Consider the following 13,698-nt stretch of genomic DNA (forward strand, 5'->3'; position numbering starts at 1 on the left):
CTGGTGGGCGTGACTACCGCTGCATCGTCCCGTCCCGTCCAGGCCAGCGCGGTACGGCGCCGTGCCGTCATCGACGCCCTCCGGCGCGGCGCCGTACCGGAGAGCGGGCTTGACCTGCTGGCCACCGGCCTGGACCGGTTCGAGGCCGCGCTGGACGGCGAGTTGAACTCGGTCGCTTCCGGTGCCTCGGTGTTCAAGGCCGTGCGGGGAGAGTACGGATCCGGCAAGACCTTCTTCACCCGATGGCTGGGAGAGCGGGCCAAGCGGCTCGGCTTCGCCGTGGCGGAGATACAGGTCTCGGAGACCGAGACGCCGCTGCACAGACTGGAGACCGTCTACCGGCGGCTCACGGAGCGGCTGACCACGGCGAGCTTCCCGTCCAGTGCCCTCCGGCCCATCGTGGACGCCTGGTTCTACGCCCTGGAGGAAGACGCCCTGGCGGCCGGTGCGACCGAGGACGCGCTGGCCGAGGAGGTGGAGAAGCTGCTGAGTACGCGCCTTGCCGAGGTATCCCGGCACGCCCCGTCCTTCGCGACCGCCCTGCTCGGCTACCGGGCCGCCCTCGCCAAGGGCGACGAGGCAACGGCGGCGGCCATCCTGGCCTGGCTGGGCGGACAGCCGCATGTGGCAGCCGCTGCCCGGCGGTCGGCGGGGGTGCGCGGCAACCTCGATCACTTCGGAGCCCTCGGCTTTCTGCAGGGCCTGCTGACCGTGCTGCGCGACTCGGGACACCGGGGTCTGTTCGTCGTCCTCGACGAGGTGGAGACGCTGCAACGGGTTCGGTCCGACGCCCGCGACAAAGCCCTCAACGCACTGCGACAGCTCATCGACGAGGTTCACTCGGGGCGCTTCCCCGGCCTCTACCTGGTGATCACCGGAACTCCGGCGTTCTACGACGGCCGGCAGGGCGTGCAGCGGCTGGCACCACTCGCCCAGCGCCTGGCCACCGACTTCACCACCGATCCGCGCTTCGACAATCCTCGTGCCGTGCAGCTGCGCTTGCCCGGTTTCACCCAGGAATCCCTGGCTGCTCTCGGGACGGCCGTCCGGGACCTGTACACGGCAAGCGCCGACGCGCCCGGCCGCGTCACGGCGCTCGCCGATGACGCTTACATCGCCGAGCTCGCCCGGGCCGTGGGCGGAGCCCTGGCCGGGAAGGCCGGAGTCGCACCGCGGCTATTTCTCAAAAAGCTGGTCGGCGACGTCCTCGACCGTATTGACCAGTTCCAGGAATTCGATCCCAGGAAGCACTACCGGCTTACCGTGGCGGCCGGCGAACTCACCGACGTGGAACGGAACCTGGCAGCGGCCTCCGCCGATGGCATCGAGCTGGAGGTGTAATGGCCGCTACCGGTGACCCTGTGGACCGACTCGATCCGGTGGTAATCCACCATGTGGTGAACACCCTCGGCTGGCCCGACCTCCGCCCGTTGCAGCGTGCGGCGATCAACCCTCTCATGGACGGCGAAGACGCCCTCCTGCTCGCTCCCACCGCCGGTGGAAAGACCGAGGCGGCGTGTCTGCCCATCCTCTCGGCCATGACCGAGCGGGGCTGGTCCGGCACCTCGGTGCTCTATCTGTGCCCCCTCAAGGCTCTTCTCAACAATCTGATAGGGCGCATCGGTTCGTACGCCGGCTGGCTGGGCCGGCGTGCCGCCCTCTGGCACGGCGACACCCAGGAGTCGCAACGGCAGCGCATCCGTGTGGAGTCACCGGACATCCTGCTCACCACGCCGGAGTCGTTGGAGGCCATGCTCATCGGGGGGAAGACGGACCACACCCATCTCCTGGGAAGCATACGGACGGTCATCGTCGACGAGGTCCATGCCTTCGCCGATGACGACCGTGGGTGGCACCTGCTAGCGGTGCTGGAGCGCCTTCGCCGGGTCACGGGCCATCCCATCCAGCGCATCGGGCTTTCCGCGACGGTCGGAAACCCGCAGCAACTCCTCACCTGGCTCCAGGGATCCGGTGCCGGGAAGCGGCCAGGACAGGTAATCGCCCCGAACCGTGTCCCCGCAGCCTCCGAACGCACCCGGCCACCGGGCGACGTGGAACTGGACTACGTCGGCTCCCTCGACAACGCCGCCAAGCTCATCGCCGCCCTGCACCGGGGCGAGAAAAGACTGGTGTTCTGCGACTCCAGGCGGCAGGTCGAGCAGCTGGGCGCCGCGCTGCGAGCCCGGGAGGTGACGGTGTTCCTGTCACACGCCTCGCTGTCGGCGGAGGAGCGAGCCAGATCCGAGCAGGCATTCGCCGAAGGACGTGACTGTGTCATTGTCGCCACGTCGACACTGGAACTCGGCATCGACGTAGGCGACTTGGACCGTGTCATCCAGATCGACTCACCGGCCAGCGTGGCCTCGTTCCTGCAGCGCATCGGACGCACGGGACGCCGGCCGGGCGCCACGCGGAATTGTCTGTTCCTGACGACCGGCAAGGATGCCCTGCTTCAGGCAGGCGCATTACTCCTGCTCTGGGGGCGCGGCTGGGTGGAAGCGGTGGCGGCGCCACCCGAACCACGCCACTTGGTGGCACAACAGCTGCTCGCCCTGGCCCTTCAGGAGCACAAGATCGGCGACCAGTTGTGGCCCGAGCAGTGGAACGGCCTCCCGCCATTCGACCGGTCGGCCTCGCCCATCGTGCGCCATCTGGTGAGGGAGGGTTTTCTTGAAGCGGACGACGGGCTGCTGTTCATCGGCTCCGAGGCCGAACGCCGCTTCGGCCATCGCCACTTCATGGAACTGACCGCCTCCTTTACCGCACCCCCGCAGTTCACAGTGCTGTCCGGGCGCACCGAAATAGGGCAGACGGATCCCTCCGTACTGACCGAGGAGCGGCCCGGGCCCCGGCGGCTGCTGCTCGGCGGCCGCAGCTGGCAGGTGACCTACATCGACTGGGGCCGCAAGCGTGTCTTCGTCGAACCCGTCGACAGCGGCGGCATCGCCAAATGGACCGGCGGCTCGATCGCCGGGCTGTCGTATTCCCTTACCCGCGCGATGCGGGAGGTGTTGCTGGGCTCCGATCCCCCGGTCACCCTGACCCGGCGGGCAAGCGCTTGCCTGACCGAGTGGCGGCGAGATGCCGCTCCTCACCTCGTTCATCCTGGCGGAACGCTGGTAAGCCGACGCGGGATTGACGTGCGCTGGTGGACCTGGGCCGGCTACCGCGCCAATGCGACGCTCGCCGCGACGCTGCCATCCATCAGCGATCCCGTGCAGCGCCCAACCGACTGCTTTGTGCGGCTGCGGGAGAATCTGACACCCGAGGCATGGCGTACTGCCCATGAGAGCTCCGGCGGAGGAACGGCTTTGGTGCTCCCGGATGTTGACAGGCGGGCGGTGCGCGGACTGAAGTTCTCCGCCGCGCTGCCACAACGCCTGGCGGTGGCTACGGTCGCCGCCAGACTTGCCGATTTCGAAGGAGCGCGCGCGGTGCTGGCGGAGCCGGTGCGATTCCATCTCGCACCGGCTCCCTGACGATCAGCACCCGGCGACGCCCCACCGGTCAGTCGGCCTGGGGGACCCGCTTCAGCACCGCCACGCACTCCACATGATGCGTAACCGGAAACAGATCGAACGCCCGCAGCGTGACCGGTCGGTAGCCCTCGGCCGCGAAGTACTTGAGGTCGCGGGCCAGGGCGGCCGGGTCGCAGGCGACGTAGGCGATGCGGCGGGCGCCCAGGGCGGCGAGGCGGCGGACGGTGTCGCGGCCGGCGCCGGAGCGGGGCGGGTCGAGGACGAGGATGTCGGCCTCGGTGATGCCGGTGCGCGGCAGGACCTGTTCCACCTTGCCGTGTTCGATGCGAACCCGGTCCAGATCGGCGAGGTTGTGGCGGGCGTCCTCGACGGCGCGCTTGGAGGACTCGATGCCCAGGACGGCGCCCTGGTCGCCGACCCGCTCGCCCAGGGCGCCGGCGAACAGGCCGACGCCGCAGTAGAGGTCGAGGGCCATATCGCCCTTACGGGGCATCAGGCCCTGCATCACGGCCTCCACCAGCATGTCCGCGGCCTGCGGGTGGACCTGCCAGAAGCCGCCCTCGGCCACCCGCCAGGTGCGGCCGGCGGCGCGTTCGCGGACGAAGGGGCGGCCGTGGACGCGGTGGATGCGCTGGTCCTTCTCCCCTACCCGGAGGACGGAGACGGGCTTGTCGAGCTCGACGATCGGCAGGCGGCCGCCGGGGCGGGGGGTGAGGACGACCTGGCGGTCGCCGGAGCCGGTGGCGGCGATGGCCTCCACCGAGGCGATCTGCGGCCAGTCGCGCTTCTCCACGCCCAGTTCGCTGACGCCGGGGGCGGCGATCAGGCAGTGGTCGATGCGCTGGACCTCATGGGAGCGGTGCTTGCGCAGGCCCGCGTGCCCCTCGGCGTCCACGGCGTACTGGACGCGGGTGCGCCAGGCGGGGACCTCGCCCTTGGCGACCTTGTCGCCGGGGGCCGGGACGACCGTGCCGTCCCAGCCGGCCTCCTCGGGGGTGAGACCCGCCAGCCGGGCCAGCTGCTCGGTGATCACCGCGGCCTTGAGGCGGCGCTGGGCGCCGGGGGCGACATGCTGCCAGTCACAGCCGCCGCACTTGCCGGGGCCGGAGAACGGGCAGGGGGCCTCGACGCGGTCCTTGGACGGCTCGATGATGTCGATGGCGTCGGCGCGCAGAAAGCGGGAGGTCTCGTCGCCCTCGGTGACCCGGGCCACCACACGCTCGCCCGGGAGGGCGTGCCGGACGAAGAGGACCCGGCCGGATTCGGTGCGGGCCACGCAGTGGCCGCCGTGTGCCACCGGGCCGACCTCGACCTGGTACTCCTGGCCGACCAGCGACTTGGCGGGTTCCGTCTGCATGGTGGAAGAGCTCCTGGTGAGGTGAGGGGGGCGGCGGGGCAACGACCGTTCAGTCTACGTCCCGCCGCGCCCCCGCCCCGCCGGGCTACTTCCTGCCGCCCGCCTTCTCCTTCTTGGGCTGGGCCACCGGGCCGCGGCGGACCGAACCGGGCGCGTTCCACTCGGCGCGCTTGCGGGCGCGGCGGCGGGCCACCTCGGAGGAGTCCAGCTGCCAGGGCACGGAGGTCACCATCACGCCGGGCGTGAAGAGCAGCCGGCCCTTCAGGCGCAGGGCGCTCTGGTTGTGCAGCAGGTGCTCGTACCAGTGGCCGACCACATACTCCGGGATATAGACGCTGACCGCGTCCCGCGGGCTCTCCTTCCGCAGGCTCCGGACATAGTCGATGATCGGCCGGGTGATCTCGCGGTAGGGCGAGTCCAGCACCTTCAGCGGTACGTCGATGCCATGCCGCTCCCACTCCTGCTGGAGCGCCTTGGTCTCCACCGGATCGACATTGACGCTCAGCGCCTCCACCGGGCCGGAGGAGCGCATCAGCTTGGCGTAGGACAGGGCGCGCAGGGTGGGCTTGTGGACCTTGGAGACCAGGACCAGGTTGTGCACCCGGGAGGGGCGTACGGCCTCGTCCGCCTCGCCCTCCTCGGCGGCGATCTCCTCGGACACCCGGTCGTAGTGGCGCCGGATGAAGGTCATCACGGTGTACCAGCCGACCATGCCCAGCACCGCCAGCCAGGCGCCATGGGTGAACTTGGTCAGCAGCACGATGATCAGGACCAGGATCGAGAAGACCATGCCGAAGGCGTTGATGAACCGGGCCCGGTGCATCTTGCGGCGGGCGGTCTTGTCGGTCTCGGTGGCCAGGTGGCGGTTCCAGTGCTTGACCATGCCGCCCTGGCTGAAGGTGAACGAGACAAAGACGCCCACGATGTAGAGCTGGATCAGCTTGGTGGAGTCGGCTCCGAAGGCATAGACCAGGGCGCCGGCCAGCAGGGCCAGCAGCACAATGCCGTTGGAGAAGGCCAGCCGGTCACCGCGGGTGTGCAGCTGGCGCGGGAGGAAACGGTCCTGCGCGAGGATCGAGCCCAGCACCGGGAAGCCGTTGTAGGCGGTGTTGGCGGCCAGGAAGAGCACCAGGGCGGTGGCGGCGGCCAGGAAGACAAAGAGGAACGAGCCATGGCCGAAGACCGCGTCGGCGACCTGGGCGATCACCGGGTCCTGGTTGTAGTCCGCGCCGGCCGGCTTGCCGTTGATCAGCAGGTCGGTGGCCGGGTTCTCGGCCATCTTCACCTTGGTGGTCATGGCCAGGATCATGATGCCGACGAACATGGCGACCGCCAGCACGCCCATCAGGGAGAGGGTGGCGGCGGCGTTCTTGCTCTTGGGCTTGCGGAAGGCGGGCACACCGTTGCTGATCGCCTCCACACCGGTGAGCGCGGCACAGCCGGAGGAGAAGGCGCGCAGCAGCAGGAAGACCAGGGCCAGCCCGGCCAGTCCGGCATGCTCCGCAGTGATCTTGTAGTCGGCGGTGGGCGCCCGCATGGTGTGGCCCAGCACCAGGCCGCGGACGCCGCCCCAGGCCACCATCAGCAGCACGCCGCCCACAAAGGCATAGGTGGGGATGGCGAAGAGGGTGCCGGACTCCTTGACACCGCGCAGGTTCATCAGCATCAGCAAGGCGATGATCACCAAGGCCACCAGCACCTTGTGCTGGACGGCCCAGGGCATCGCCGAGCCCAGGTTCTCCACTCCGGAGGCCACCGACACCGCGACCGTCAGCACATAGTCGACCAGCAGCGCGCTGGCCACCGAGAGCCCGGCCCGGCGGCCCAGGTTGACGGTGGCCACCTCATAGGCGCCACCGCCGTTGGGATAGGCGTGCACGGTCTGCCGGTAGGAGGCGACCACCGTGACCATCAGGGCCACGATGGCCAGCGTGATCCACAGGCTGTAGTGGTAGGCCGACACCCCCGCGACGGACAGCACGAGCAGTACCTCACCCGGCGCGTACGCCACGGAGGAGAGCGGGTCGGAGGCGAAGACGGGGAGCGCGATGCGCTTGGGGAGGAGGGTCTCCCCCAGCCGGTCGCTGCGCAGCGCCCGCCCGATGAGGATCCGTTTCGGGACGTCGGTCAGTTTGGACACAACAGAGGATCGTAAGGGTTCCGTATGGAACACGCGTACCCGCCACCACCGGATGGGGTGCAACGGGTACGCGCCGGCGGCTCAGCCGCGCAGCCGCACGGGCAGCGAGCGGTGGCCGTTGGAGATGAAGGAGTCCACCGGCAGCAGTTCCTCCTGGGGCACCGCCAGGGTCAGCTCCGGGAAGCGTTCGAAGAGGGCGGGCAGTGCAATGGCGGCCTCCAGCCGGGCCAGCGGGGCGCCCAGGCAGTAGTGCACCCCATGGCCGAAGGCCAGATGGTCCTTGGTGGCGCGGGTCACATCGAAGCGTTCGGGGTGCGGCCCGTGCAGTTCCGGGTCGCGTCCGGCGGCGGCGTAGGCGGCCAGGATGGCGTCGCCCTTGCGCAGGGTGATGCCGCCGTCGAGTTCGATGTCCTCGACCGCGTAGCGCAGCGGCAGGCTGGCCACCGGGGCCTGGACGCGCAGGGCCTCCTCGATGACGTCGTCCCAGCTCGCCTTTCCGGCCCGTACCAGGGCGAGCTGGGCGGGGTGGGTGAGGAGGGCGTGGATGGCGTTGTCCAGCAGGTTGACGGTGGTCTCATGACCGGCGCTGATCACCAGCAGCAGGGTGTCGGCCAGCTCCTGCTCGCTCAGCGCGGTGTCGCCCTCGTCGTCCCGGGCGGCGATCAGGGCGGTGGTCATGTCGTCGGCCGGGTGCCGACGCTTGTCGGCGATCAGGGCGCCCAGCAGTTCATAGAGCTCGGCATAGGTGGCGGTGACCTCCTCGGCGTCCGCGGAGGTGTGGAAGACCGAGTCCACACAGCGGCGCAGCCGCTCGCGCAGCTCCTCGTCCCGCAGGCCGAAGAGTTCGCAGATCACCTGGATGGGGATCGGATAGGCGTAGCGCTCGCGCAGGTCCACCACGGCCCCGGCGGGCTCGGCGGCCAGCGAGTCCAGCAGGCCGGTGGCCAGCTGCTCGATGCGCGGGCGCAGGGCGGCGGTGCGGCGGGCGGTGAACGCCTTGACCACCAGGGAGCGCAGCCGCCGGTGCTCGCCGCCATAAGCGGTGAACATATTGCGCACCGCGACCCAGGTGTACAGCGGCCACTCGGGGGAGACCTCACCGTTGATCCAGCGCGGCCAGTGCTGCCGGGGGTCCTTGGAGACTCTGGGGTCGGTGAGCAGCTTCCGGAGCAGCGGCTGGGTGGTTATCGCCCACGCCACCACGCCGCCAGGGAGCTCCACGGGCGTCGCGGCGCCGCGCTCGCGGAGACGGGCGGCTTCGCCGTGGATGTCACGGCCGGCGGGATCGATCCGTACCGGCTCGTCGGTCCATACGGCATCGGGTCGGCGTTCCATCGATTCTCTCCAGAGGTCTCGGGGACGTGCGGCGGTACCGGGCGGTGGTGTGGGGTCGCGGGGCGGTGCGGGATCGCGCTGCCGGGCGGGGTTACGGGGCCGGGTGGGGGTACGGGGCCGGGTGCGTTGGCGGGACCGTGCGCGGTCACGGGGCCGTGCGCCGCCATGGAGCCGTGTGCTGCCGCTGGGCCGTGCGCCGGGACGGGACGGTGCGGTGCCGCCGGATGGTGCTGGGAGCCAGGGGCGTACGGGGAGCCGGGGACATGGTGGGCGACGGGCGGCGTGAGCGCCGGGGGGAAGCGGACGGGCAGAGCGGTCAGGGCGCGGTGGAAGGGGCCGGGCCGCCAGACCAGGCGGCCGGCGGGTACCGCCAGTTCCATGTCCGGCAGCCGGTCCAGCAGCCGTTCCACCGCCGTGGCGGCGATCAGCCGGGCCGGGTCCTTGGCCGGGCAGTGGTGCGGCCCGGCGCTCCAGGCGAGGTGGGCGCGGTTGCCGGTACGGCGGTCGGAGTGCAGGGCGGGGTCGGTGTTGGCGGCCGCGAAGCTGATCACCACCGGTTCGCCGGCGGGCAGCCGCACGCCCGCCAACTCCACGTCCTCCAGCGGGTAATGGACGGCGTAGTTGGCCATCGGCGGGTCCAGCCAGAGGACTTCGTCCAGCGCGTCCTCCACCGGCATGCTGCCACCGGCCAGATCGCCCGCGAAGCGGTCGTCGGAGAGCAGCAGGCGCAGTGCGTTGGCGATCAGGTTCTGCTGTGGCTCGGTGCCCGCGCCCATCACCACCACCAGCTGGTGGATCATCTCCTCGTCGGTGAGCTGGGCCGGATGGGCCATCAGCCAGGAGACCATGTCCGCGCCCGGCTGGGCCCTTTTGAGGCCGATGAGTTCGCTGAGGCTGGCGGTGATCAGAGCGTTGGCACGCTCGGCGTCGATGCCGTCGAAGATGGCGGAGAAGCCCTCCACCAGGCGGTCGCCCAGCGCGGCCGGGCAGCCGAAGAGCTGGTTGAACACCAGCAGCGGCAACTGCTTGGCATAGCCGCCCAGCAGATCGGCCTCGCCCTGCCCGGCGAACCGGTCGATCAGGGTGTCGGCGCTGCGTTCCACATAGCCGCGCAGGGAGTTGGGGTCGATGCGGTCCAGGCTGTCGGTGACCGCCTGGCGCAGCCGGCGGTGTGCCTCGCCTTCGCTGAAGAGGCAGTTGGGGCGGTAGGCCATCATCGGCACCACCGGGTTGTCCGGGGCGATCCGGCCCTCGGTCAGCGCCCGCCAGCGGCGGGCGTCCTTGCCGAACTTGTCCGGGCTGCGGAGGACTTCCAGGGCGGCCCGGTAGTCGGTGACCAGGGTGGCGTACGCCCCCGGCGCCAACTCCACGGGAGCAACCGGCCCTTGGGCGCGCAGCCGCCGGTAGACGGCGTGCGGGTCGGCGGCGAACTCCGGTCCGTGCAGCGGGGTGGCGCCCCGGTGGGCGGGGCAGCCGGTGCGTTCGGTCACCGCCTGCCGGGGTGCGGTGCGGCCGTTCACGCGGTCTCCCGGGTCATCAGATACTCCACCAGTGTGATCAGGGCCTTGGTGGCCGAGATCCGGTCCCTGGCGTCACAGGTGACCAGCGGGGTCTCCGGGAGCAGGTCCAGCGCCTCGCGGATCTCCTCCTCGGGGTAGACCGGGGCGCCGTCGAAGTGGTTGACGGCCACCGCGTAGGGCAGGCCGTGCTCTTCCAGCAGGCCCATCACATCGAAGGACTGCTCCAGCCGCCGGGTGTCGGCCAGGACCAGGGCACCCAGCGCGCCCTGGGTCATGTCCCGCCACAGCCGGGTGAAGCGCTGCTGGCCGGGCGCGCCGAAGAGGTAGAGCACCAGGCTGTCGCTGAGCGTGATCCGGCCGAAGTCCATGGCGACCGTGGTGGTGGTCTTGCCCTCGATGCCGGACAGGTCGTCGATATGCGCGCCCGCCTGGGTCATGGTCTCTTCGGTACGCAGCGGACGGATCTCCGACAGCGCGCCGACGAAGGTGGTCTTGCCGACCGCGAAGTGGCCGACGATCAGCACCTTGGCGGCGGTCCGCACGGTCCGCCGCAGATAAACGCCGTTGGCGGCGTCGCCGTTGCCGGCGTTGTCGCCGCTGCCGATGCCGACGCTGTTGCCGATGCCGACGCCGTTGCCGCCGTCACAGACGAGCGCGGAGTCCATCGAGCACCTCCTGCAAGATCTGGGCCTCGGGCAGCACTGCCGAGGGGATGGGAGCCCTGGTGGTGAGGTGGCCGCTGTCCACGAGATCGCCGAGCAGCACCTTGGTGACGCTGACGGGCAGCGCCAGGTGGCCGGCGATCTCGGCCACCGAGAGGGCGCCGCCGAGGCAGAGTTCCATCAGCCGCCGCTTCTCCGGGCTGAGCCCGTCCAGCGGCAGGTCGCCGTACGCCATGACCAGGGTGACCAGATCGAAGGTGTTGCGTGTCGGATGGGCACGGCCGTCGGTGACGACATACGGCCGGACGAGACCCTGTTCGCGCCTCGGCGTCGCCGGGGTCATGCCGGGCTGCCCGGTCCCTGCCACCCCGTGCCCTGCCGCGGCGGGCTGACCAGTTCCTTGCCCAGCCGGTCCACGGTCTTCTGCATCCGGTAGGTGACGGCCTCCATGTCCACGTTCTCGGTCGCCGAGACGGCCAGATAGGCGCCCGGTCCGGCCGCGATCAGGAAGACATAGCCGTGCGCGAACTCGATCAGGGTCTGCCGCCAGGGCGTCTCCTGCCGGGCGGGGTGGGTGCAGAAGTCGGCGGTGGACCGGCTGATGGACTGCAGACCGGACAGGGCGGCCGCCTGCCGCTCGGCCTCGTCCCGGTCGATCCCCTCCGAGTGCGCGCGCAGCATCCCGTCCGCGGAGAGCAGGATGGCGTGCCGGGCCTCGGGTATCTTCACGACCTCGTCGAGCATCCAGGCGAGCTCTTGGTTGATGTGGTCGTTCACGAGCGGGTGTTCCCTTCGTCTTCTCGGGGGGCGTGGCGAGGGGGGTGGAATTCCGTGTCCCCGGCGCGGGACGGGTACGGGCCGCCGCCGGGCAGCTCCGGCTCGCTGCCCATGCCGGGGGCGGGGTCGCCGGGACGGGCGGCGCGGCCGATTGCGTTGGGGGCGGCGGGGTTGGGCGCGTCGCTGGTGGGCGTGCCGTAGGCCGGGGTTCGGCCCGCGCGGGTGCCTCGGGCGAAGGCGCCCATGCGGCGGGCGGTTTCCTCCGCAGTGCGCTGGGGCGTGGCCTCCGGGGGCAGCGGCTGGGCGGGCTGGGGGCGGGGAGCCTGGCGGGCGGGCTGTCGGCGGCGGCGCTTGGGCAGGCCACCGGCGGTGGTCCCGGCAGGGCCCTGCGACGGCCCTGATCCGGCCGCGGGGGCGGAGTCGGGATGCGTGGCGCCGGGGGCGTGAGCAGGGTGCGCGGCGCCGGGGGCATGAGCAGGGTGCGTGGCGCCGGGGGCGTGAGCAGGGTGTCCGGCGACAGGGGCACGGTCACGCTGCGCGGAGCCGGGGACGTACCCGGCGTCGGCGGCCGCAGCCTGGGCGGCGTCACCGGGGCTGAGGTCCGGATGCCCGGCGCCACGGGCGTGCCCGGCGTCCGCACCCGGGGCACGGCGGGGGTCCCCGGCGCCGGGGCCGTACCCGGAGCCAGCCGATGCCGGGTCGGAGCTCGGGTGCGCCGCGCCAGGGCCGTACCCGGCGTCCATCGCACCCGAGGCGGCGGCATGGGCGGATTCGCCGGCACCGTGGCCGTATCCGGCGTCCGCCGCGCCCTGGGCGGCGGCGCGGCCGGGATCCCCGGTGGCGCCCGTGCGTCCCGGGACCGGCGGGGTGGAGGCGGCACCCGGGGCGCGGTCGGCGTGCGCGGTAGCGGCGCCCGAGCGCGAGGACGGGGGTGCCAGAGGCGTGGTGTTGGGGCCGTCCAGGTCCGGGTTGATCAGCAGGGCGCTGGGCAGGAACAGCACGGCCCGTACGCCGCCGTACGGCGAGCTGGTGTCCACCGAGACGCTGAAGCCATAGCGCGCGGCGAGCACGCCGATGACGGGGAAGCCGAACTGCGGGGGGTCGCCCAGGCGGGAGACGTCCACCGGGCGGCGGCCGGAGAGCAGGGCGGCGGCCCGCTGGAGCTCCTGGCCGTCCATGCCGACGCCCGCGTCGTCGATGACCACACACGCCCCGTTGTGCACCGGCTGCAGGCTGACCTCGACCGTGGTGTTGGGCTGCGAGTGGCGGGCCGCGTTGTCGAGGAGTTCGGCGACGGCGAGCACCACCGGCTCCACGGCCCGGCTGACGACGGCCACTTCGCCGTGCCCGTGCACCCGGACCCGGCGGTAGTCGCGGATCCGCGAGGTCGCGCCGCGTACCACATCGGTCAGCTGGGAGGAGACGCGCTGCCGCCCCGGCCAGGAGCCGCACAGCACCGCGATGGCCTGCGCCCGGCGCCCGAACTGGGAGTTGGCGTGGTCGATCTCCAACAGGTCTTGCAGCACATCGGGGTTGTCGTGACGTTCCTGCATCCGCGAGATGGCCAGCTGCTGTTCATGCGCCAGCCCCTGCAGGGCCCGCATGGACGCCTTGAGCGCGGCCTTGGCGGACTGGTCCACCCGTTCCTGGGCCCTGTCCACGGCCTGGGCGAAGAGCTCCATCACCGACTGCAGGCTCTGGGCGAAGGCGGTACCGGCGAGCCGTTCGTCCTGCAGTCCCGGCAGCGGCGCGGACTTGTGCATGGAGTCCGCCACGGACGGCAGCCGGACCGCCACCAGGCGGGCCACCTCCTCGTCACGGGCCTGTACGTTCTCCTCCAGGGCCGCGACCCGGGCACGCACCGCCGTGGTGATGCGGCGCTGGCGGATCAGCAGTACCGCCACCGCGATCAGCGCGACGAGCAGGCACCACGTCACCGCCTCCGGTATGTGATGTGACATCAATTCCTCTTGGACCGTGGGGGCATACGGGCGGCGGGACAGGTTACGGCGTCCTGATGTCCCGTCCAAAAGCGGAATACGCGGATCATCTAACCACGCCGGTGACCGAGCGTTCCGCCTCCGTCTCGATTGGCGAACAGCACAACGCCCACCGGGCCCGCTTGGCGCGGGTGCGGAGGGCGTTGCGAGGGCGTTGCGAGGGCCTTGTGAGGAGCGTTTTCAGGCCACGACCGGCCCCTGCGGGCGGGCGGTGGCGATCTCCACCGTCCGGCGGGCCCGGGAGGCCAACGCGGCCGGGTTGTCCGGGTGCACCCGGGCCCGGCCGGTTGTCCGAAACACTGCTTGCGCTTCAGAGGTTCTGATCGGCCTTCGCCCACGTCACCGGGTCCGCGAAGCCGGGCGGGACGATGACCGCCTTGTTCACCGGCTTGCCCTGGAACCACGGCCCGCCGGTGGTGGCCGGCAGC

General features: G+C 71.3%; 10 protein-coding genes. 2 read left to right on the forward strand and 8 right to left on the reverse strand.

Annotated elements, in window-relative coordinates; translation table 11 throughout:
* Positions 1-9: 9 nt before the first annotated feature.
* Positions 10-1,341, forward strand: a complete 1,332-nt coding sequence (gene brxD / locus CV755_RS31550) for a BREX system ATP-binding protein BrxD (protein WP_109284046.1) — start codon at positions 10-12, stop codon at positions 1,339-1,341.
* Positions 1,341-3,479, forward strand: coding sequence for a DEAD/DEAH box helicase (locus tag CV755_RS31555; RefSeq protein ID WP_109284047.1), 2,139 nt, complete (start codon positions 1,341-1,343; stop codon positions 3,477-3,479). The genes brxD and CV755_RS31555 overlap by 1 nt, the downstream gene beginning before the upstream one ends.
* A gap of 28 nt (positions 3,480-3,507) precedes the next feature.
* On the opposite strand, the gene CV755_RS31560 is transcribed toward CV755_RS31555, so the two are convergent.
* The 8 genes from CV755_RS31560 to CV755_RS37285 form a co-directional block, all read right to left on the reverse strand.
* Positions 3,508-4,836, reverse strand: a complete 1,329-nt coding sequence (locus tag CV755_RS31560; RefSeq protein WP_109284049.1) for a class I SAM-dependent RNA methyltransferase — start codon at positions 4,834-4,836, stop codon at positions 3,508-3,510.
* 85 nt (positions 4,837-4,921) lie between these two features.
* Complete coding sequence (locus CV755_RS31565; protein WP_109284051.1) at positions 4,922-6,976, reverse strand: APC family permease; 2,055 nt, start codon at positions 6,974-6,976, stop codon at positions 4,922-4,924.
* A gap of 81 nt (positions 6,977-7,057) precedes the next feature.
* Positions 7,058-8,179: a cytochrome P450 family protein gene (locus CV755_RS31570; protein ID WP_241561521.1), complete on the reverse strand. Its 1,122-nt coding sequence runs from the start codon at positions 8,177-8,179 to the stop codon at positions 7,058-7,060.
* The gene (locus CV755_RS36450) at positions 8,161-9,831 is read right to left on the reverse strand and encodes a cytochrome P450 (protein WP_241561522.1); all 1,671 of its coding nucleotides are present in this window, start codon (positions 9,829-9,831) and stop codon (positions 8,161-8,163) included. Before CV755_RS36450 ends, CV755_RS31570 begins: the two co-directional genes overlap by 19 nt.
* Positions 9,828-10,496: a GTP-binding protein gene (locus CV755_RS31580; protein WP_109284055.1), complete on the reverse strand. Its 669-nt coding sequence runs from the start codon at positions 10,494-10,496 to the stop codon at positions 9,828-9,830. The genes CV755_RS36450 and CV755_RS31580 overlap by 4 nt, the downstream gene beginning before the upstream one ends.
* On the reverse strand, positions 10,474-10,836 hold the full coding sequence (locus CV755_RS31585) for a DUF742 domain-containing protein (protein ID WP_109284315.1): 363 nt from the start codon (positions 10,834-10,836) through the stop codon (positions 10,474-10,476). The genes CV755_RS31580 and CV755_RS31585 overlap by 23 nt, the downstream gene beginning before the upstream one ends.
* Positions 10,833-11,237 carry a roadblock/LC7 domain-containing protein gene (locus CV755_RS31590; protein ID WP_422070622.1) on the reverse strand — a complete coding sequence of 135 codons (405 nt, stop codon included), beginning with the start codon at positions 11,235-11,237 and terminating at the stop codon, positions 10,833-10,835. Before CV755_RS31590 ends, CV755_RS31585 begins: the two co-directional genes overlap by 4 nt.
* Before the next feature lie 29 nt (positions 11,238-11,266).
* Positions 11,267-13,231, reverse strand: a complete 1,965-nt coding sequence (locus CV755_RS37285; protein WP_422070620.1) for an ATP-binding protein — start codon at positions 13,229-13,231, stop codon at positions 11,267-11,269.
* Positions 13,232-13,698 lie beyond the last annotated feature (467 nt).

It is taken from the genome of Streptomyces orinoci (genome assembly GCF_003121295.1).
Lineage (GTDB): Bacteria > Actinomycetota > Actinomycetes > Streptomycetales > Streptomycetaceae > Streptomyces > Streptomyces orinoci.